General features: G+C 70.2%; 19 protein-coding genes and 1 pseudogene. 10 read left to right on the top strand and 10 right to left on the bottom strand.

The features are described from left to right. Nucleotides 1-523: 523 nt before the first annotated feature. Complete coding sequence (locus tag ACWDZ4_RS31250) at nucleotides 524-910, top strand: hypothetical protein (protein WP_451511752.1); 387 nt, start codon at nucleotides 524-526, stop codon at nucleotides 908-910. 206 nt (nucleotides 911-1,116) lie between these two features. Continuing rightward, complete coding sequence (locus tag ACWDZ4_RS31245) at nucleotides 1,117-1,734, top strand: hypothetical protein (protein ID WP_451511751.1); 618 nt, start codon at nucleotides 1,117-1,119, stop codon at nucleotides 1,732-1,734. 556 nt (nucleotides 1,735-2,290) lie between these two features. On the opposite strand, the gene ACWDZ4_RS31240 is transcribed toward ACWDZ4_RS31245, so the two are convergent. After that, on the bottom strand, nucleotides 2,291-3,187 hold the full coding sequence (locus ACWDZ4_RS31240; RefSeq protein ID WP_451511750.1) for a hypothetical protein: 897 nt from the start codon (nucleotides 3,185-3,187) through the stop codon (nucleotides 2,291-2,293). Between the two features lie 155 nt (nucleotides 3,188-3,342). After that, entirely contained in the window at nucleotides 3,343-3,675 is a 333-nt protein-coding gene (locus tag ACWDZ4_RS31235) for a helicase associated domain-containing protein (RefSeq protein ID WP_451511749.1), read from the bottom strand. A 332-nt stretch (nucleotides 3,676-4,007) separates the two neighbouring features. On the opposite strand from ACWDZ4_RS31235, the gene ACWDZ4_RS31230 reads away from it, so the two are divergent. Further along, nucleotides 4,008-4,634, top strand: a complete 627-nt coding sequence (locus tag ACWDZ4_RS31230; RefSeq protein WP_451511748.1) for a class I SAM-dependent methyltransferase — start codon at nucleotides 4,008-4,010, stop codon at nucleotides 4,632-4,634. A 77-nt stretch (nucleotides 4,635-4,711) separates the two neighbouring features. Then, the gene (locus ACWDZ4_RS31225; RefSeq protein WP_451511747.1) at nucleotides 4,712-4,975 is read left to right on the top strand and encodes a hypothetical protein; all 264 of its coding nucleotides are present in this window, start codon (nucleotides 4,712-4,714) and stop codon (nucleotides 4,973-4,975) included. Nucleotides 4,976-5,232: 257 nt separating this feature from the next. On the opposite strand, the gene ACWDZ4_RS31220 is transcribed toward ACWDZ4_RS31225, so the two are convergent. Both ACWDZ4_RS31220 and ACWDZ4_RS31215 read right to left on the bottom strand, forming a co-directional pair. Beyond that, complete coding sequence (locus ACWDZ4_RS31220; RefSeq protein ID WP_451511746.1) at nucleotides 5,233-6,027, bottom strand: hypothetical protein; 795 nt, start codon at nucleotides 6,025-6,027, stop codon at nucleotides 5,233-5,235. An 861-nt stretch (nucleotides 6,028-6,888) separates the two neighbouring features. Further along, a complete protein-coding gene (locus tag ACWDZ4_RS31215) occupies nucleotides 6,889-7,449 on the bottom strand; it encodes a CchlQ (RefSeq protein ID WP_451511745.1) in 561 nt (186 codons plus the stop codon). Nucleotides 7,450-7,704: 255 nt separating this feature from the next. On the opposite strand from ACWDZ4_RS31215, the gene ACWDZ4_RS31210 reads away from it, so the two are divergent. Then, nucleotides 7,705-8,232, top strand: a complete 528-nt coding sequence (locus tag ACWDZ4_RS31210) for a hypothetical protein (protein ID WP_451511744.1) — start codon at nucleotides 7,705-7,707, stop codon at nucleotides 8,230-8,232. Here ACWDZ4_RS31210 and ACWDZ4_RS31205 read toward each other — a convergent pair. The 3 genes from ACWDZ4_RS31205 to ACWDZ4_RS31195 all read right to left on the bottom strand — a co-directional run bounded on the left by ACWDZ4_RS31205 (nucleotide 8,180) and on the right by ACWDZ4_RS31195 (nucleotide 10,900). Further along, nucleotides 8,180-8,974 (bottom strand): IS5 family transposase, encoded by a 795-nt coding sequence (locus ACWDZ4_RS31205; protein WP_451511773.1) that lies wholly within the window; start codon nucleotides 8,972-8,974, stop codon nucleotides 8,180-8,182. The two genes, ACWDZ4_RS31210 and ACWDZ4_RS31205, sit on opposite strands and share 53 nt — an antisense overlap. Before the next feature lie 271 nt (nucleotides 8,975-9,245). Continuing rightward, nucleotides 9,246-9,749, bottom strand: coding sequence for a GNAT family N-acetyltransferase (locus tag ACWDZ4_RS31200; RefSeq protein ID WP_283461651.1), 504 nt, complete (start codon nucleotides 9,747-9,749; stop codon nucleotides 9,246-9,248). A gap of 743 nt (nucleotides 9,750-10,492) precedes the next feature. Then, nucleotides 10,493-10,900, bottom strand: a complete 408-nt coding sequence (locus ACWDZ4_RS31195) for a hypothetical protein (RefSeq protein ID WP_451511743.1) — start codon at nucleotides 10,898-10,900, stop codon at nucleotides 10,493-10,495. Nucleotides 10,901-11,248: 348 nt separating this feature from the next. On the opposite strand from ACWDZ4_RS31195, the gene ACWDZ4_RS31190 reads away from it, so the two are divergent. Further along, complete coding sequence (locus ACWDZ4_RS31190) at nucleotides 11,249-12,442, top strand: amidohydrolase (RefSeq protein WP_451511772.1); 1,194 nt, start codon at nucleotides 11,249-11,251, stop codon at nucleotides 12,440-12,442. Between the two features lie 59 nt (nucleotides 12,443-12,501). Here the strand turns inward: ACWDZ4_RS31190 and ACWDZ4_RS31185 are convergent, their stop codons facing one another. Further along, the gene (locus ACWDZ4_RS31185; RefSeq protein WP_451511742.1) at nucleotides 12,502-13,968 is read right to left on the bottom strand and encodes an aminotransferase class I/II-fold pyridoxal phosphate-dependent enzyme; all 1,467 of its coding nucleotides are present in this window, start codon (nucleotides 13,966-13,968) and stop codon (nucleotides 12,502-12,504) included. A 588-nt stretch (nucleotides 13,969-14,556) separates the two neighbouring features. Between ACWDZ4_RS31185 and ACWDZ4_RS31180 the strand changes: the two are divergent. Beyond that, a pseudogene (locus ACWDZ4_RS31180) lies at nucleotides 14,557-14,772 on the top strand (VOC family protein); the annotation flags it as partial. A 72-nt stretch (nucleotides 14,773-14,844) separates the two neighbouring features. Here ACWDZ4_RS31180 and ACWDZ4_RS31175 read toward each other — a convergent pair. Beyond that, nucleotides 14,845-15,075, bottom strand: coding sequence for a hypothetical protein (locus ACWDZ4_RS31175; RefSeq protein WP_451511741.1), 231 nt, complete (start codon nucleotides 15,073-15,075; stop codon nucleotides 14,845-14,847). A gap of 227 nt (nucleotides 15,076-15,302) precedes the next feature. On the opposite strand from ACWDZ4_RS31175, the gene ACWDZ4_RS31170 reads away from it, so the two are divergent. From ACWDZ4_RS31170 to ACWDZ4_RS31160, 3 genes are all read left to right on the top strand, one after another. Next, nucleotides 15,303-15,935 carry a hypothetical protein gene (locus tag ACWDZ4_RS31170; RefSeq protein ID WP_451511740.1) on the top strand — a complete coding sequence of 211 codons (633 nt, stop codon included), beginning with the start codon at nucleotides 15,303-15,305 and terminating at the stop codon, nucleotides 15,933-15,935. 642 nt (nucleotides 15,936-16,577) lie between these two features. After that, nucleotides 16,578-16,700 (top strand): hypothetical protein, encoded by a 123-nt coding sequence (locus tag ACWDZ4_RS31165; RefSeq protein ID WP_451511739.1) that lies wholly within the window; start codon nucleotides 16,578-16,580, stop codon nucleotides 16,698-16,700. Nucleotides 16,701-16,940: 240 nt separating this feature from the next. Beyond that, complete coding sequence (locus ACWDZ4_RS31160) at nucleotides 16,941-17,696, top strand: IS6 family transposase (protein WP_451511738.1); 756 nt, start codon at nucleotides 16,941-16,943, stop codon at nucleotides 17,694-17,696. Between the two features lie 92 nt (nucleotides 17,697-17,788). Here ACWDZ4_RS31160 and ACWDZ4_RS31155 read toward each other — a convergent pair whose 3' ends face one another. Next, nucleotides 17,789-19,039, bottom strand: coding sequence for a cytochrome P450 (locus tag ACWDZ4_RS31155; RefSeq protein WP_451511737.1), 1,251 nt, complete (start codon nucleotides 19,037-19,039; stop codon nucleotides 17,789-17,791). Nucleotides 19,040-20,087: the final 1,048 nt, after the last annotated feature.

Below are 20,087 nucleotides of genomic sequence, written 5' to 3'. Positions count from 1 at the left end.
CGACGATCATGCCGCGGCGGTCACCTCCACGGCCGCCGGACTCCACCGTGCCGGGATCGGGCACCTGCTTGCCTTCCAGACCGAGGCCGGGCACCGGCTCGCAGGCGGTACGTGCAGAGGGCGGACCTGGTGATGGGGGGGCGGCCTCGAAGGTGCCGGTGCTGCTGGAGATCGGCCGCTGCTCCGAGGACGCCCACGACCTGGTGCACAGGTTGCGCGGTACGGGAAGTGGGGCCGGCTGCTGCTGCCGCCGGACGCGGACAAATACACCGCGGAGCGGGTCCGCTCCCGGCCGGATGCGATTGCGAGCATCGACCATGAGGAGCGGCTGTGGCGCCGGGTCTACCCGCCGACCGGCCGGGATGGTCTGCCACCGCTCGCGTTCGTGTTCGCGGACTCCACGGAGACCAAGGCCGACAACACCGTCAAGGTGCTGGAGGGGGCCGGCCGCCGCTAGTGGGCGCCGCGCCGGTACGAGACGTACTGCCGGGACAGCATCACGGCCCTCGACTACGGCCAGGCCGTGCCCGTCCTCGTCACCACCCTGGAGCGGCTTCAGGAGCACGGGGCGGGCGCGGCGGTGTGGCGACGCCTGGGACGCGGGGGCGCGCAGACGCTGACGGCCGCGCTCGACAACCCCGACGGCGACGCCCTGTTCCACCGCCAGGCCGCCCGCGCCGAAGCGGAAGAGGAGCAGCGCCGGACAGCTGAGCGGGAGGCACGGCGGCCGGTGTGCAAACGGTGTGGGCGGAAGTTCACCGACCGGCGCTGGCCGGAGACCATCATGCACAGCGAGGTGCACAGCGAGGTGCACAGCGAGGTGCACAGCGAGGTGCACAGCGAGGTGCACAGCGAGGTACCGAAGGCCGGCGGCCTGTTCCGCCGCCGAAGCCGGCCCGGGCCGTCTTGAAGCGCGGTCAGGGCCCGTCAGGCTGGCGAGAAAGGCTTGTGGAGGCACAGCACCAGTGCGTTAAAGCCAAATTTCAACCGTAAGGTCTGCTTAGAGCCATTGGATCATGATGTGAAATATGTGGTGGTGTGTTCGTGCGTAGGTTGAGGGTGTCGGCCGTGGAGCATCTGCGGCCGCGCACTTCGAGAGGTTTCCTCATGCGCTTCATGCGCACGACTGCTCTTCCCCGGACCCTTCTGGTTGCCGCGATCGCCGTGGCCGGTCTCACCGCTGCTCCCACCCTCGCTTCCGCGACGGCCCTCGCTGAGACGGGCAACGCCCGCACCCTCAGCGGCTTCAGCCTTTTGGGCCTTGCCGGGGCCAACGGAGCCAACGGCACAGGCACCAGTGGCGGGATCGGTGGCCTCGGCGGGACCGGCGGCGCTGCCGGCGCGAACGGAAACGGAGGCACCGGTGGCGCCGGCGGCGACGCGAGTGGCAGCGCCAGTGTGGGCGGCGCGGGTGGTGCGGGTGGCGCCGGGGGTGCCAACGGCAACGGCGGCAACGGGGGCCTGGGCGGTGGCGCCACCCTCGGCGGCAAGGGCGGCAAGGGTGGTGTGGGCGGCGTCGGCGACGCGGGTACCGGGATCGCCGGCGGCAAGGGCGGCAACGGCGGAGCGTCCACGGTGGGCGGCGGCCACAAGGGCGGCACAGGCGGCGCGGGTGGCGCCGCGAGCCCGGTGTGTCCCGGCAAGCCCGGCGGCAACGGCACGGCCGCCACGTTCAACGCGGACGGCACCACCGGCGCTACCGGCGCCGCCGGAAAGTCCACACTTCCCTGCTGAACCGACCCTGCGGGGATTACCGGACCAGCCCCCGTAGGGCAACATCCATCCTCCGGTGCCGCCCCGCCCCTGCAGACGCTGTAGGGGCGGGGCGGCACCGGCCGCGCCGCACCATGTGATCCCAGTCCGCACGGTGTACCCGGATCCGGGCAGCGGTTTGCTCCGGTCCGAGCGGGGTGCCGGCGGTGACCAGGCCCGCCAGGTCCTCGCGCCGGCAGACCTGCGAGACGCTCCGCACGCTGACCCACAGCCTCTCCTGGGACATCCGCCTCACCGGCCCTGACGGCGCACTGAAAGTCACGCTCGGCAAACGCCAGGAGCTCCCGCTCCCCGCAGACCACACCGCCGGCCTCACCCGGCTCTTCCAGAACGCCGCCGGCACCATCGGCGCCCGCAGCACACCAGGGGGCGGCCGGTGCTTCCACTGCGACAGGACTCGGGTTCGCCCGCGCGCTGTGGGAGCCCGCCAGTCCGCGCCCTTGACCGAGGGTGCCGGTGCGCGGGACGGTGCTGGGGGGTTCGTGGGGGCGGCGGCGGGATTTCTCGGAGGGGTTTCCTAGCCGGTGGTGAGCGGGGTGTTGTCCTCGACGAGCAGTCTCAGCGCACCCTGGTGCTCCTCCGCCTGCGCCGTGGCCGTCCCGCCGAGTTCCTCGACCCGCTGGATGGTGCGGTCGAAGTACCCTCCGAAGCCTGTTCTCAGAGTGCTGAGGCACAGACCCTCGTAACAGACCCGGACGACCTGCCGCTCGGCGCGCAGGGTGACGGTGAACTCTTTGTCCCGGGTCCGCTCCGCGAGTGCCTCACGGGCCCCGGGCTCCCAGGACGTCCAGTGACCGATGAACCCGAGAATCCGCTCCGGACGGACGGTGCGGGCGCAGCTGACAGCCATCCGCTGAAGGTCCTCCCACCAGGGCAGCATCAGCCGGGGACCGGCGATCCAATACTCGGTGCCGTCGGCGGCCCGCACACGGCGGGCGGCGTCTTCGGGGGCGTCCGCGTCGCATTCGTCGCGGTGACACGGCGTGAGACCGACGAAGGCGTGGCATCCGAGCGGCCGGTCCGTGAGGGTCGCCAGGCTGCGCAGGGCTGCGCCCAGGGACACCAGATTGCGGTCGTACATGTAGCCGAGGTGCCGGTCGATGTACGTGCCGCCGTGCGCGGGAGGCGCGGCCACACTGATGGCGTGGGGGTTGTAGTCGTTGTCGGGGCGGGGGACGAGCTGCACCGTGACGTGCAGCCGCCGCTCACCCTCAAGGGAGCCCGGCGCAGGCGTCGGGCTCCCTTTCCGCTTCTGCCGTCCGGCATCCGAGAGTTCGCGCTGGACGAAGGCGTTGAAGGGCTCGAGTGTGTCGTCCCACAGGCCGACCCCCAGGGCGAACTTCGCCTTCCCGGCCGGGATCATGAGCATTCCCGACGCGGGATCGACGGCTATCGACTGCGGTGTTCCGTCCACGGACCTGGTCCCTCTCCGACAGAGCGGTCCGTGTGGGGCGCACCGCGTTTTCTTGATCGTCGGCGAGCAGGATACCGACAGACCCGCGGCGGGCCGGTCAGCAGTCCCGCAGCTCCTCCGACCCGACAAGACACCTGACAATGCCCTACCAGGAGTCAGGCAGCGGGGTCGGGGCGCGAGGGCGTCCTCGAGGGCGGGGTACAGGGGGAGGACGGTGTCGAGGCCGACGGTGCGCAGCAGGTCGAGCACCGGTGTGGGGGTGTGGGCCGGACGCAGCCATCCGCCGCGGACCGGGCGGTGTTGTTCGCGGCGACGAGGACGTCGATGCCGCTGGAGTCCACGACTGCCGGGGCGGGAGACGCTGCCTCAAGCGGCTTGACGCCCAGTCGGGTCAGCCGTTCCTGCCGCTCGGTCGACAGCTGCGCCCAGGTGCCCGGATTCTTCTGCCGCTGAAGCCACTTGCCCAGGTCGTCCCCCTCGGACAGCACCCCGGGTGCGATGTCGGGCAGGTGGCCGTCGGTGTCGCCCAGGTCGGCGAGGACGTGGTGGTGCCGCTGCCGGTCCAGTGGCCCGGGCAGTTCCAGTCCTTGTCGATCGCCGCCAGCTGCGCGGCCCGGGTCTTTGCGCGCCCGGGGTCCTCGCCCGGGCCGCCCTTGCGCCGCGGGCTGCCAGATACTGCCCTATGGGCCTCATTGCCTCCCCCTGCCGTACCTTCGTAGCATCCCGCGAGGTGCGCACCCACGGCCGTGAACAGTGTGAGGGCTGTGAGGGCACCCTCTTCGCTCCTGCTGGGTGAGGCTGACAGGAAGGCACTCTGAACATGACTGGGCAACCCGACCGTTGGGCGGAACTGACCGGCGGACGAGCTGGAGAGGAGTACGCTCAGCGTTTCGCGCGGCTCGCCGAATCAGGTCACGACATTCACGGCGAGGCCGCTTTTTGCGCCGCATTGCTGAAGCCTGCCGCCCGGGTACTCGACGCCGGCTGCGGCACCGGTCGGATCGCCATCCGACTCGCGCAGCTGGGCCACTACTGCACCGGCGTAGACATCGACTCCTCGATGCTCGCCGTAGCCCGCCGAGACGCCCCCACGCAGGAATGGCTCCTCGGTGACCTGGCCCGTCTGGATGCCCTCGGCCTGAATCAGGGCTTCGACCTGGTGCTCGCCGCCGGAAACGTCATCCCCCTGCTGGCCCCCGGCACCGAATCAGTTGTGGTTCGGCAGCTGGCCGCCGCACTGCGCTCCGGCGGTCTGCTGGTCACGGGCATGGGACTGGATGCAGCACACCTGCCGCTGCCGGAACCGCCGGTGACCCTTACGGAGTTCGACCACTGGTGTACCCAGGCCGGACTGGCCTTGCGGCAGCGTTACGCCACCTGGAGCGGCGATCCCTCCTACCAAGGCTGCGGCTACGCCGTCAGCGTGCACTCCCGCTCCGCCACGTGAGTCCGCGCCTTCTCCGCGACGGCCCGGCCCGGGCACGCGCCCGAGTGACTCCACGCCTTGATCGTCTGCACCACGAGATGGGCGGCAGGGTGCCGGCCGCGGCCACGCACCCGATCTGGAATCTGACCCCGGCGGGGCAGAAGGCTCCGGCTGGCAGCAACGAGCTGCCGCCCGCTCCGGAGGTCGGCACCGGCGCGAAGGCCGTTCGAGCCGGGTTCGGTCCGCACGGCGTCGCGGTGACGGACCCGATCCTCGCGCATGGCGGCCGCGCACATCTGTCCGAGGTGATCGGGCCCGGCACGTACGGAATGCTGGTCCGGCAGGCGGTTTGCGGTGGGTGACGTTCATGACCGCCCTCCGCATCTGCTCGACCCGCTCCTCGGTGTCCCGTATCTGGTGGGCGTGCGCGCGAAGAGGCTTGTCGGTGCGGCGGCCCGTCCCCGTACGGTCGGGTTGGCGTACCGCAGATCCGGGCTGTGAGAACCCGGGTGCGCGGCGAGCCGCTCCGTCCAGCCGCGCAGGCCGGTGGTGTCGTCCCCGTCGCCGACCCCTTCGGACTGGCTGTCGCCCAGGGGCCATGTGCCGGGCTCGGCCACGCTCAGGCCAGTAGGACGTCCTCGCCCGCCGTCGCGGGAACGACCTGCCTGGCCGGCGGCGCCTCGGCCTTCACCGGCGTCCCGAAGTCCGACAGCGTCATCGTCGTCATGGCCTTCATGCCGCCGAAGTAGGACAGCCGGGCCTGGACGGCGCGTCCCTTCCCGTCGACCCACACGTCCGCGTGGACGGGCATGTCCTCGCCCAGCTTCTCGCGCAGGTCGTCCAGTTCCTGTTTCGTCTCCGTCGTCGTCCGGAGCGTCGCGGTGGCGTGGTCGATCGTGCCCCGGTAGTGCACCGCAGGGGCGTTGTTCACCTGCTCCTTGCCCTCGTTCGTCACCTGCCGCATCACCTTCATCTGGTGGAGCAGGTGCTCGGGGTCGTTCGGCGGCGCCCGCAGAAAATAGCGGGTCAGGGCCTTGCTCCGGACGGCTGAGGCCCACTTGCCCTCGTCCACCGTCCGCGAGCCCCGCACATAGACGGTGTCGCCGACGAAGACCTCCTCGACGCGGTCCATGCCGCTGTCCTCGAGCTTTACTGTGAGCCGGCCCCTGTCGCGCGCCAGGTCGAAGGCGCCGGCGATCGCGAACACGTACGCCGTGGGGCTGTCGGCGGACTGCAGCTCGATCTTCTCGTCCACGCGGGCGCTGTCCGCGCTCGTCCTCTCGATCGCGGCGCGCACGGCCGCCCCGTGATCCACGGCCTTCTTCGCCCTCTCCTTCGCGTCACGCTCCGGACCGCCGGAACAGGCGGTGCAGAGCAGGAGGACAGCGGCGGGGAGGAGGTGGGCGCGGCGCATGGGCTCTCCGAGGAATCGTTACTGCGGCAGGGGGAGCCCGAGAGGGCCTGTAGATCTTCACACGAAACCGGTGACGGGGCCCGGGGATTTCGGCCCTGACGCCCTGTCCCTTACGGCTCCTGACGTGACATCGGGTGCGAGGGGAGCTCTCCCGGACCGAGGCGGGGCCGTCAGCCGTCAGCCGGGATCGAGTTCGGACAGCTTCCCCAGCACATGGGCACCTTCAGGCTCCGTGCCCGCCAGGCCGAGCGTTTCCCGTTGCGCCGTCGCGGCCTTCGTACGGCGGCCGAGGCGGTGAGCAGGTCAGCCCGGGCCGTCGCGTAAGGGTGGTAGGCGCGCAGACGGGGTCCGCCCGCCGGCGGACCGAGCACCAGAACGACGGGGCCGACCGCGGTGAGGACACCCAGCAGCGAGGCCCGCCCTGCGCACCAGCACGCACACGGTCCTGTACGACCCCGACGGCTTGGCCGAAGCCGGGCTCCCGCTCGACCGCAGGCCGTACGAGTGCCTCGCAAGGCGGTCCTCGCGTGGACCGGCGAGGACACGCTCACGACCCGCGACGTGGAGCAGATCGCCCTCCAGTTGACCGGCCCGCCCGCGCCCGTGCCCGCCTCTTCTAGTCGTCCGGCAGAAGGCGCCGATGCCCAATCTCCGACCTGTCCGGTGACCGTGCTGCAATCGGACAGTGCCAGACGGTGGCGCCTCCCGAAGTGGTGAACATCTGCTGTCCGTTCTCGGGTTCTGGCTCACTTTCCGTGAGGCGTGCACCGTGGGTGACGGTTGAGGCCGCTCCTACCGTCCGAAGCGAGGGTGCTCCGGCTGGAGGAGCTGCTGTTCCCGGCGATCGTGGCTGGGGCGGGGTCAGCGCTGCTCGGGCGCCGTGTCCGTCCCGCGCTGCCCGCAGTGTGGGCAGCGCTCGCGGCCGTCCCATGCGGACCAGCCGAAGTCGGTCGGGGTGAGGGCGTGGCCCTCCAGCTCGTTGCGGACGGCCTCGCGGTAGGCCCAGACGGCGTCCAGGTAGGGGTGGTAGATGTCGTGGAATGCGGGGGTCGAGACACCGGCGCCCGCGGCGACCGTCCTTCGGAGGGCGCGGAGGCGTTCGAACATGGTCTGGCCCGTTCCCGCGATCCGGGCGCTGGCCTCGAGGAAGAGGCGCTCGCGCACCTCGTAGATGCGGGCGTCCGTCAGCGCCAGGCGGCTTGCTTCCTCCAGGCCGGTCGCCTCGGCGCCGCTCTGCGCGAGGCGGCGCAGCTCGGTGTGGGCCGCGCCCGCCGCCGCGATGAAATCCGTGTAGACGTCCCGGCGGCGCGCCTGAAGGCCGCGGCGGTGTTCCTGACGGGTGCGCAGGCGGTCGGCCAGAACCGTGCCCGCTATCGCGATCAGACCGCCACCCAGTGTGGCGACCAGCGTTCCCCACTCCATAACGTGTCCCCCCAGTCGGTGTTCCGGAAGGGCGCGCCCCCCGCGCCGTCCCGTCCAGCAGATCATGCCCGACGGCCGGGGCCGACCGAGTACGCCTCGGCTCAGATGTTCGGCCGGGTCAGCTCCGCCACTGACTTCAGAAGCCGTATCTCAACCGAACGTGATCCGTTGATTTCTGCTGGTCAGGCATGGTGTAGCTCGGAATGAGAGAGGCATCCGGCGTCTTGTTTCCGCTCCGTGAGCGAGGGGTGCGCGATGGCGTCGGTGCTGGGAATGCTGGAGGAGCGGGAGACAGCGGCCCGTGTGCGGGTGGAAGGACTACGGGAGGAAGTCGCCCGGTTGGCTGAGGTGTTGGAGGCCGCCGAGATCGAGCTGGACCGGCGGGTGATCGCGCGGGAAGAGCTGGTCGAGGCCCTGGCAGCCTCGGCTGCCGAGACCACCGCCGGGACCGAGGCCGAGAAGAAAGCGGTGCTGTCGCTCGCGCCGGTGCCGGGCTCGACGGTGCCGCCCTGGCGGGAAGGGCTGCCGGTGACGGTTCTGGCGCCGGACTATCAGCGCATTCTGGGCGTGCTGGAACAGCAGCGATCCACGGGTCATGGACCGCTTCGGGCCAAGGAGATCGCGGTGGAGCTGGGCCTTGACGCGACGTCGGCGAAGGTCGAGGGGCTGCGGTCGAAAGCCCGGCGCCTGGCGGAGCGCGGGTGGCTCCTCCTGGAGGCGTCGGGGGCATTCAGTGCCGGTCGGTGGCCCGAGGCCGCGCCAGACGCCGGCTCATCCGCGTGACCATCGACCACCGGATCATCGCTTCGCTGGTGGCGGGCAGGGTCTCGTAGTCCCGGGCCAGGCGGCGTGAATGCATCAGCCACGCGAACGTGCGCTCTGCCACCCACCGCCTCGGCAGCACCACGAACCCTGCCATGTCGTCGGTGCGCTTGACGATCTCCAGGGTCAGAGCGAGCTTGTCCCGGCACCAGCCGACAAGGCCGCCGGTGTAGCCGCCGTCGGCCCACACGAGGGTGATGTCGCGGTGCATACGGCGCAGCCGCATCAGCAGGCCCGCCGCGGCGTCCCGGTCGCCGATGTTCGCAGCCGTGACCGCGACGACCAGGAGCAGGCCGAGGGTGTCGGTCACAATGTGCCGCTTGCGGCCCGGCACCTTCTTCCCGCCGTCGTAGCCGCGTGAGGCGGCCGGCACCGAGGCCGCGGCCTTCACTGACTGCGCGTCGATGATCCCCGCCGTGGGCTCGGCCTCGCGGCCCTCGCGCTCACGGACCGTCCCGTGCAGCCGGTCGTGGAACTCGGCGATCAGCCCGTGCTCGCGCCAGCGGCGGAAGAAGGCGTAGACCCGGCCCCAATCGGGGAAGTCCGCGGGCATCGCCCGCCACGAGATCCCGCCCGCGACCAGGTAGCGGATCGCGTCCAACAACTGCCGATGACAGTAGCCCTCGGGCCGTTCACCCCGCCCCTGGAACCAGGCAGGCACCGGCAGCAACGGCCGGACGGCCGCCCACTCCGCGTCCGTCATGTCCGACGGATACCGGCGCACCCGGTCCGGATGGTCGGCCGCGTTGCCGTACACATGCGCGAGGCAATCGCACGACACGGCGGGCAAGTTGAAGTCAACGTGCCCGGGCACGTACAACAAAGACAACAGGGCCTCCGGGAACCACTCGGAATGGGATCGCACCCCCGAGCTACCAGGAGGCCCTGCTTCCACGCGCGGAAACCGCCGCAGTCACCCGATCGAGACTCCCGTTCGACCGACAGCCTTCGAGATCGGTACGGGTAACAACCACTTACGTGTCGGGATGCTGCGGCAGGGCGAGCCAGTCCGACCAGGAGATCTCACGGCCGAGGAAGCGCGGCTGCTCGAACGGCCAGTCGGCGGCGATCCACTGCGGCACCAGCGCGTCGAGGGCCTGCTCGACCTTGCTGCCCACCAGCTCGTCCACCACCCACCAGGAGATCTCGCCGTCCGCGCCGGCCCTCTCCGGCGGGTCGATGTAGACACAGCCGAGCAGAACTGTCTCCGCCGCGTCGAACAGCGCGTAGTTGAAGGACTGGTGCGCGGCGATCTCCTTCTCGTGCCGCAAAAGGTCGGCCTGGTCGGCCTCGTAGGTCATGGTGTCCGCGGGCCAGCCCCAGGCCGGGCCGAAAATGGTCCACAGCCGCTCGCGCGAACCCATCACAGCCGGATAGTCGAGCGGGGTGTCCACCTCCCGGATCGGCCGCAGGTGATGACCACCGCCCGGCAGCGGTACCAGGACGGGGTGGACGAAGTCATCGGGAAGCCAGCTCATGGCGCCCGACCGTAGCAGCGCGCGGCCGTCCGCTCCCCTGGATTTTCCCCGCATACCGCCAGGCTCTGCTCTCATGCCGGGCAAGGCCCGCGATCACCCGATCGAGACTCCCGTTCGATCGACAGACTCCATGATCGGTATGGCAACGATTTCTCACACTCAGTCAGCCCTCCACGGAAAGTGAGCCAGAACCCCGTTCTCAGTTCTGGTACGCATTTCGTGACGTGGTCTTGGGTGTGGTTTCACCGGGCTGGTGCACCCTCCGATCGGTGCTGGTCGTGCGCCTCGTTTCTCCGGCCGTCGTAGGACCCGCAAGGTGTTTCACGGAATGTGTGCCGGAACCCGCTACTGCCGAGTAAAGCCGTCCTTGTCGCATCCCCGGCCGACCAGGTACTCAGGGACCAGGCCGTAGCCGTTGCCGCGGTCTTTGCTGAGTGGGGCGGGGGAGTTCTGAGCAGAGCGGGCACGTGCGGCCGGAGCACGCCATGCGGCCCCTGCGCGCAGGGGGAACCCGGGTACTCGCCGTGTCGTCGTACAGGGCATGGAAAGCGACATTGCACAGAGTCCGTCGGCCCCGGCCCCTTGCTCTCGGGGGCCGGTGGCCGAGCAACGCTGGCCGGGGAGGCCGGAGCAGTCCATCGTGCCGGTCTTGGGGTTGTAGTCGTAGGTCCATCTGGCGCCGTCGGAGCCGCTGGTGGTGTCGATCTGCGACGTCATGTTGCCCGAGGTGTCGTAGCCGTTGGTCACCTTCTCGCTGCTGGAGGAGGTGAGGGTCTCGGGGTAATGGCCGCCGGCCTCTGGGTCTCGACCTCGGGGTGGGCGGGGACGGCCGCGTCGACGGACGCCGTGGTGCAGAGCGCGACGTCGAGGGCCCCGGCCCGGCTCGTACCGAAACGGACCTCGATCGACTGCGGAGAGCAGACCCATCCGAGCCGCACCACCATGTGGTCGAAGTCCGCACGGCGCATCCGGAGCCGGGCGGCGGCCTGCTCCGGTCCGAGCGGGGTGCCGGCGGCGACCAGGTGTGCCAGATCCTCGCGCCGGCAGACCTCCGCGACCTGGCCGGGGTGGCGCAGCGTCCCGTCCGGGTTCGCGCTCAGGTCGGCCAGGAGCCCGCGGTCGACGAACCGGCGTACCACGAAGGCCGTCACGTCCGCCTCCTTCTGCCCCGATGAGGACATTGTCGAGGTCCGCTGCATGATCACGTTCTCACTGCGGATCGGCGACCATTTCATCGCCGCCGACCACGGCAATCGCAGCCGAGCGGAGGTGCTGGAGCTGACCAGGAAATAGCTCCTGAGGTAGCCCTGGCGGCGTGGTGTGGGTCGGTCGGGCTGCGCTGAGCCTCACCCACGGCAGGTCAGCGGCGGCGGGGCAGCGGCCGGGCGTGGCGGCGTGCGATCTGCGGCCACTTCAAGGCATCAGGCGCCGGAGTTGGTGGCATACGTGTGGATGCGCAGCGACCGCCCCGGCTCGAGGAGGCTTACGTGTCACGCACCATGGATTGCCTGTACGTCCGCATCAGGCAGGAGCTGGCCGCTCGCGCGGACCGGCTGTGGGAGGTGAGCCTCGCGCTGCACCGCGAACCGGAGACGGCCTACGAGGAGCACCGGGCGGCCGGCCTGCTTGCGGGCGAGTTCGAACGGGAGGGCTTCGGGGTGGAGCGCGGGGCGGCCGGGCTGCCGACCGCCTTCGTCGCGCGTACGGGCCGGGCTGCCGCGAGGGGCGAAGGGCCCTGTGTGGCCCTGCTGATGGAGTACGACGCGCTGCCGCTGCTCGGGCACGCGTGCGGCCACAACCTGATCGCGTCGGCCGGTCTCGGTGCGGCACTCGCCGTGCGGGCCGCGCTCGGTGAGATCGAGGGGACCCTGCTGGCTGTGGGGACGCCGGCGGAGGAGAGCGGCGGCGGCAAGGTCGCGGAGGTGGAGGCGGGCCTGTTCGACGGGGTGGACGCAGCGCTGATGTTCCACCCGGGCGTCTACGACTGGGCGTGGGCGCCGCTGACGGCCAGCGCGCAGGTCCGGGTGGGGTTCCACGGGCGGGCCGCGCACCCGACCGGCAGCCCCACGGAGGGGATCGACGCGCTGGGGGCGCTGATCCAACTCTTCAACACGCTCGGCGTACTGGGCAGGCGGCTGCCCGCCGGATCGCACATCCAGGGCATCGTGACGGACGGGGGCCGGGCCACCAACATCGTCCCCGAGTACGCGGAGGGCCTGTTCGGGCTGCGCGGGGGGACGAGCTCGGCGCTGGAGGAGCTGGTGGAGGAGTTGCGCTCGTGCGCACAGGGCGTGGCGCTGGCCACCCGTACGAGGGCGGAGGTGACCGATGTGGGCGGCCGCTACGAGCACTTCCGGGACAACGACGTGCTGTCCGGGCTCTTCGCCCGCCACCTGGGCCGGGCGGGCATCCGGTTGTCGGGGCCCGCGGCGGGCGTGTACCTGGGGTCGTCGGACATCGGCAACGTCAGCACGAAGGTGCCCGCGATCCACCCGTTCGTCGCCATTATGGGTTCGGACGCCTCGGACCACACGCCCCAGTTCGCGCAGGCGGCCGCCGGACCGCGCGGGCGGCAAGTGATGTTGGCCGCGGCCGAGGCACTGGCGTGCACGGCGGCCGACGTCCTGTTGCGTACGGACGTGCCGGAGCGGGCCTGGGCGTCCTTCCGGCAGAAGGCTGCCGCAGGGTTGTGACGGCCCGGTATAACGCCCGGCGGTCCTTGGAGTCGCAACGGGGCGGCGGTGGCCGGGCGTCAGTCCTCGACACTCACACGTACGGTCTTGACCTCGGTGTCGGCCGCGTCGGGTACGACCATGCCGGCATCGACGCCGCTGCGCAGGTAGTGCAGGATCTCGGAGTTGAGCTTCTCGCCGGGAAGCGCGGCCGGGATACCGGGCGGGTAGGGCGTGAGCATCTCGGCGCTGACACGGCCGACGGCCTTCTCCCACGGCACCTGCTCCACCCGGCCGAAGAAGGCGTCACGCGGCAACATCACCTGCTCCAGGCGCAACCCGGCCGGGTCGGGTACCTCCACCCGGGGTGTGGGCCGCAGCCCGTCGGCGTGGTCGGCGACGTCGCTCAGTGCGGCGACCAGGGCGTCGGCGCTGCGGGCGTCATCCGCGTGGCTGAGCTGGGCACTGGTGCGGCGGTGGTCGGACAGGTGCAGGTTGATCTGATGGTGTTCACGGATCCAGTCGGCGATACGGTAGCCCGTGGTGCCGAGACGGCTGATGTCGACGATGACCTGGAGGGGGTCGAGGTCGGCCGCGCGACCGGGCCCGCAGAAGTCGTCGCGACCGTGGACGTGCATGCCGTCGATCTCGGCGATCTGTGCCCGTACGGTCTTGGCCAGGGCGAGCGTGTCGTCGTAGAGCGCGTGGCCGTGCTCCACCATCTGACGGCGCCAGCCGTCGAGGGCCGCGTAGACGAGCACGGAGGGGCTGGTGGTGCCCAGCAGGTCCTCGCGGTTTTTAAGAACCTCGGGTTCGACCAGGTCGCCCTGGAGATGGAAGACCGAGCTCTGTTCCAGCCCGGAGCCCATCTTGTGGACGGAGGTGACGCACACGTCCGCGCCGGCGTCCATGGCCCAGGTCGGCAGGTCCGGGTGGAACGGCAGGTGGGCGCCCCACGCCTCGTCGACGATGAGCGGCACGTCGTGTTCGTGACATGCCTCGGCGATGGCGGGCAGGTCGGAGCAGGTGCCGTACGGCGTCGGTGTCGTGACCAGGGCACCCCGCGCGTCGGGGTGCTCGGCGAAGGCTGCGCGGAAGGCATCGGCGGACGGCGGGTGGGCGAGGTGGCGTTCCGCATCCCATTGGGGGTCCACCCAGATCGGCACGATCCCGGCTAGTACGAGGCCGGACACCACCGACTTGTGGGCGTCACGCCCCATGAGCAGCTTCTCGTGCGGCCCGGCCACGGACAGCATGGCCGCCTTCACCGACAGGGAACTGCCGCAGGTCGAGAAGAAGGTGTGCTGCGCCCCGACGGCATCGGCCATGAGTTCCTGGGCCTTGGCCAGGACACCCTTTGAAGAGGTCCGGTCGTCCAGGCCACTGGTGGCGAGCACGTCGGAGCGGAACACGGCGTCACCGAGGACCGCGCGCACGCGTGGGTCAGCCCCGCGCCCCTGCTTGTGGCCGGGCGGGGTGAAGGGGGTCTGGTTCTCTGCGTGGTACGCGGCCAGCGCGTCGAGCACGGGTGCCTGTGAATGGTCCACGGCGCTTCGATTTCCCCAAGAAACCGGGCAAAAACCCCTCCGGATCACGGGCAGGGGTGGAGGTGCTCCCGAGGTGGGCGGGCCTCGCCGCACAGGCCCCGCGGCGGAGAGGCAGTGGGGAAAGGCGCCCTTGAGCGCTGCGCCCCCTTACAGATCCCGAGCGAACCGTATTCCCCTCCGCGGACGCCGGGCACAAACGGCCACGTCGCAGCTGGCCAGCACCACCCTTGCCGTGCATCGGTAGTTCCCGTCCGGCAGGGCGAGGGTGAGGCATCGTGCCCCACCACAGCGAAAGGTTTCCGGTGATTCCTCTGTGGCGCCGTAGGCTGCAGGCGCCAAAGAGCACATGTATGCTCCGTCGCCTTTTTTACTCTTCGCTCATCGGGCCCTGGGTTCCTCTGGCTCTATGAGCCCCTCACTGGCGTCATGAAGGGGCGAGGCGGTAGTGGTCACGTCCGGGGCGCGGGCGTAAAACGGCAGGTCAGGGTGGCTGGAGTGAAGGTCCTCGGGCATTCGGCGCCACCCTCCTTGGTGTGGGCAGGCGCTGGCGCCGGACTTTTGCTTCCTCTCGTGAAACCGCCTCGCCGCAAGGTCCCCGAACCCAAGACGGCAAAAAACCGGCTCCACACCGACGTCCGGGCGCCAGGGCACGGCAGCTCCAACGAGCGATGGGCGCGGATCAAGTCGGAGTCCGAACGCCTGGTGCGGGCGGGTGGGACCATCTTGGAGAAGTTCTACGGGCACCATGTTGTGATGGCCGACTCGGAGGGTAACGAGTTCTGCGTCGGCGCAGCCTCTGCGTGAGGGGTCGACAGGGACAAGGCCCCGCCCCCAACGAGACAACGCCGGCTGGTCACATGATTCGCCGGATCGGCCCTAGCCTCTGGATATCTCGTCGATGGCAGGCATCGGCTCTCCGCCCGGATGCCACCTGTTGAGAAAGCCGACCTGTCGGCTGATATCGACGAGTTCGATGCGTACGCCGATGCTGTCCAGGCGGTGATAGGCGAACGGCCGACCGTAGGGGCAGCCGGAGAAGTCCACGGGCATGCCTTCCAGGGCCAGGACGATCAGGGTGACGGTGTCTGGGTTGGTGTGGTCGTTCATGAAGGGTCTTCTCTCGTCTGACGCAGGTAACCGGCCGTGTGCGTCGTTCCAGGGGCGCATACGGCCGGCCCCGGTTCTCCCGTCGCCGGCCTGAAGGCAGGCGGGGTGCCCCGGTGGCGGGGCGCGTGGGAGTAACTGTGAAGGGGGTGCGGGGCTGTGCGCGAGTGCACCACAATTCCCAAGGTCCGGCCTCTTGGGCATGGTTCGGTGGTAAGGGTGAGCACACGGTGTCAAGTGATGACAGATCTCTGCCGGGTGATGCTCCCTCGGGCGGGCTGGGGCTGGAGGAGAAGGCCCGGCTGAGGAAAGAGTTCGGCGAGCGCCTCAAGCACCTGCTCGGCCTGGCCGGTATAGGGGCGCGTGAGTTCGGCCGCCAGTATCCGGCCTATGCGGAAAGCATCCGCAGCTACACCACCGGGCGGACGATGCCTCCGCTCAATGTGGTCGAAGCACTCCTGCAGGAAGTCGCCCGGCGCAGTGATCTGACTCCGCAGGCCCTGCACACCGTCACCGCGGGCACCCTCCAGGACTACCGCCACAGGTTGGGCCTGCTGGGCACCCCCAGCGGCAGTGACCAGAACTCGCTGCTGCTGCGCCTGTATGACCTGGAGATGCGGCTGCGGGCCGTCACCGGGGAGCTGGCGCACGTACGCGAGCAGGAAACGCACATCCGCGCCCGCATGGGGGAACTGAACCGCCCTGTCGGCCAACCGCACCGAGGAACAGCGCCTGCGCGCCCAGAGCACCGAACTGGCCACAAGGAGGGACCAGCTGGTCCGGCGCCGCAAGGCGACGGTCAAAGAGCTGGATGCCTGCCAGGCCCGCTATCTCCAGGCGCTGCGCCAAGCCCACGCCGATAAGCATGCGCTGCCTTCCGGGCAGGCCGGTGAGAGCACGCACCACCTGCCCGGCAGCCCCGGCCAGGGGGGCCGGGGCTGCCGGTGGGGGACCGCACCAACCCCCGGCAGCCCAGTCCGCAGGCGGCCCGCGCCGTCGGGGGGCGGCGGTGCTGGGTGCCTTCCTCGCCGCTGTGATCATCCTGGCGTTCGGCGTGTGGCTGGGCACGCAGAACAACGACTCCCCCGCGGCCAAAGACGGTGCACCCAAAACCGTCCGGCCCACCAGGCCGTTTGCCGGCGCACCCCAGCAGACGCCACCCGCAGCACCTTCCGCCTCCCGCAGCACCGCGCCCCCGCGGCCCGCCGCCCGGCTGTTGTCGGCGATGGTTGCCGAGGAAGGCTCCGAGCAGCTGGAGCCGGGATCGTTCCGCCTGGACGGACGTGACTATCCCGACAGCCTCGCAGGTGGCTGCCGGCTGTCGGGAGACGCTCTGGACGGCGGGACGGAATACGCCCTGAAGGGCCAGTACACCAAGTTCACCGCCACGCTGGGCATCATCGCGGGCCCCGACGATCCGGACGCTGTGGGGACCTTCGGTGTGCGCGTCGACGGGAAACTGGCTGGTACCTGGACCGCGACCCGCGACCGCGTCGTCAAGGTCGATGTGGATCACCGGCGGGGAGCGGCTGACGCTGCAGAGCGTCGACCTGGTCGGCGACCCGCTGTACTGCAAGGTCAGAAACTTCATCTGGGGCAATCCCCGGCTCACCGGAACCTCCGCGTGACCATCCTTCAATCCGGTTGTCAGGGTGTCCACGCTCAAGGGGCCACCTCATTCCCCGACCTGATCCCGTCGAGGAGACACCCCGCTCCGACGTGCCGGACCATCCGGCCTGCCAGCAGATTCTCACTGCCCTCGCCGACGCCGGTCGTCCGATGCGGGCCCGCGACCTGTCCGCGGCACTCGACCTGCCGATCCTCCCGAAGAACACCGAAGGGCACCGTCGACTTGGCGGTCGGGCTCCGTGAGGTGGTCTTCGGGTCGATCGGCTTGGGGAGGGTCTGTTCGTGGATGGAATGCCACCGTCGTACAAGGGTTTCGGTATCCGGGCGAGGTCAGTGCTCGCGGTGTGCGGTGTACCACCGTTTCCCCCTCTCGTTCCGGGAGGTCGAGGAACTCATGTTCGAGCGGGGCGTCACGGTCTCGTACGAGCGAGACGGTCCGGCAGTGGTGCGCCAGGTTCCGGCCAGGCCTACGCCAACCAGCTGCGGCGCCGGCGTCCGCGGCCGGGCGACAAGTGGTACACGGACGGGTCTTCCTCAAGATCAACGGGAGGCTCCAGTACCTCTGGCGCGCGGTCGACCAGGACGGCAACGTCCTCGACATTCTTGTCCAGTCCAAGCGGAACACGCAGGCGGCCAAGCGGTTCTTCCGCCGGCTGCTCAAGGAGTACGAGTACGTGCCCCGGGTGATCGTGACCGACAAGCTGCGCTCCTACGGCGCCGCCCACCGCGAGGTCATGCCCTCGGCCGAGCACCGGTCCTCGAAATACCTGAACAAGCGGGCCGAGAACAGCCACCAGCCAACGAGGCGGCGGGAACGCGCCATACGGCGCTTCACCTCACCAGGGCACGCGCAGAGATCCCCGTCCGCCTTCAGCGGCATCCCACCCCGCTTCCGCCCTCGACACCACCTGCTCACAACCCGTGACTACCGCACCGAAACGACCCACCGTTTCACCACCTGGCGCCAGGCCACCAACTGCGCAGCCACAGCCTGAAGACAACCGGCCCCCGGAAGTAAGCCGGCCGTTGCGGGTAATCCGCATCGGTAAATCGCCCGGCGTCGCCTGGCGCCCGTGTGCGGGATGCGTCACGTATCGGCGTGACGTACTTCGGTGATGCGCAAGCCGCTGCGTGGCCGGGTGGGGATGCGTCGCAGGGGGATGGTCAGGTCCTGGGCGGGCACCTCGTACTGCAGGCGGGCGAGCCGGATGCTCAGGGCTTCCAGCAGCGCGATCGTGACGGCTTCGCCGGGGCAGCGGTGGCCGGTGGACGGGTCCCCGCCGCCTTGGGGGATCAGCTCGTCACGTTCGACGGGGCGTTCCAGGAAGCGCTGGGGACGGAAGGCATAGGGGTCGCCCCACAGTTCCAGGTCGTGGTTCTGCCCGTACAGGTCGAGCAGGACCAGGCCCCCAGCAGGGATGTGCTCGCCCCGCCAGGTCAGGTCGGCGGCCGCGCGGCCTCCGGTGACCGGAGCGAAGGGGTAGAAGCGTCGAATCTCGTGGACGAAAGCCGCCGTGTACGCCGCGTCGCCCGCCTTCAGCCGCTCGCGATTCTCGGGCCACTGGTGCAGGGCGTGTCCGGCGAAGGCGACGAACCAGCTGACCGCGACCGTGGGGCGGATGATGTTGAGCAGTTCCACCGCGGCCGTCCGCGCGTCGAGGAGTCGCCCATCGGCGTCACGGTGCTGTGCCACCGTAGCCACGACCGAACCCTCGGAAACCTTGGTGGCGCCGGCGCGCACGTCGTCCACCAGGCCGGCCAACGTCGCCTCGCAGCGACCGCGTGCCTTGCGGGCACGCCAGTGGCGCGGCCCCGGTGTGGCGAAACCGTCGACCAGCGCCACCAGATCGCGAGACACCGTCTGCGTCGTGGCCGGCTCCAGCGGCACACCGGCCCAGCGGCACACTCCGGCGGTGAGGACCTTTGCGGCTTCGTCGAAGAGCACCACGGCCTGTCGGTCCTTCCATGACCTCACCGCCTTGTCCCACGCCGAGGTCACCTCCTCCACCAAGTCGGCGATACGGGCCGGCGGGGTGAGGAGCGACAGGAACATCGCCTTGCGGACACGGTGCGCCTCACCATCGAGTGTGTGGATCGCTTTGTGGCCGAAGAGGGTGCTGAGGACCGGCTCCGGGATGGCCTTGTGACGCCGTACATGGCGTTCGTCGTAGAAGAATCGCACCGCGTCCGGTCCCCGCAGAGCCACCGCATGACGGCCGAGGACGCGGGCGCGGACGACGGGGCCCGCAGCACGCCGCATCCGGTCCGGGAGCCAGGCGTAACCCTCGAACAGCAGCGATGCGGTGCGGTCGGCGAGTGGTCGGCGGTATTCGCGCATGGATCTTCAGTGCCCGCAGCGGCCTGGAGGAAACGGCACGTCAGCCGCTTGGCCGAGCTGTAGCGCGGCCAGCACGGCGCCCTGTGACGCGAACGTCCGCCTTGCAGCCGTCGCCCACCAAGAAGTGAGTCGTCCCCGGCCGCATGGCCCGCCGGATCACCCTGGCCGCCAGCAGCTCCCCGCCCCCCGGCCGGCCCAGCACGTGGAGCGCCCGCGGGTCCTCCCGGCTGTTCCCGTGCAACTCGTGCGTGGCACTTCGGTACAGCCCGAGTGCCCTGTACCCGACTGGATACGACTACTGCGGCCGTCTTCTCCAGGCGTGCCCTGGCAGGACGGTGAGCCGCGTGGAGTCGGCGGGCACGCCGCGGTACCGCACCGGCAACCGGATGATGTGGGCGCGCTGGGCGCCGTGGCGCTTTGGCGAGTCGGTGGTGGGGGCGTACGAAGACCTCGTGAGTCGGCCCGGGCAGGCGAAGAACCCGGGCCGGCCGTATGGAGGGGGCCTGATGCTCGGCCTGCCTGCTGTTGCGGCAGGCAGGTATCCGAGGCTGACGGAGTGACGACTCGGTGGTCGGGCAGGCCGGTCGGGAGCCGGACAGCGCTGCATCCCGGCGCGTTCGTCTGGCCGGCGGGGAAGCGTCACTGGGGCGTCGACGGGCGGTGATGCTGCGCACGGTGGTGATCACGGTCGTCTGGGCGACGGCGGCTGCGGGCGTGAGCTGGACCGCAAGCCCATGGCAGCCAGGCGGTGCAGGGCCTCCATCGTTGAGTCAGGCGGGGAGTACGGTGAAGCCAAAGCCGGTGAAGGAGCAAGGGGCGTGGGCGTGTCGAATACCTCTGGCTCCGGCTAGTCCGTGGTGCAAGAGGGGTGAACGTCCGTGGACACCCGCGTTGAGCGCTCGGGTGTGGAGGGCTGCGGCGGGGATATATGTGGCTGTGACGTCCATCGCGGCCTCCTCGTTCTGTCCGCCGGCCCTGCGACAGCCTCTCGGGGTGGTGGAGCCGGCGGGCGGATGCGGGCGGCCCCTGTCTGACAGGTCGACTCCTA

This window comes from Streptomyces sp. NPDC003016 (assembly GCF_053591455.1).
This window is presented reverse-complemented; position numbering and strand designations above follow the sequence as displayed.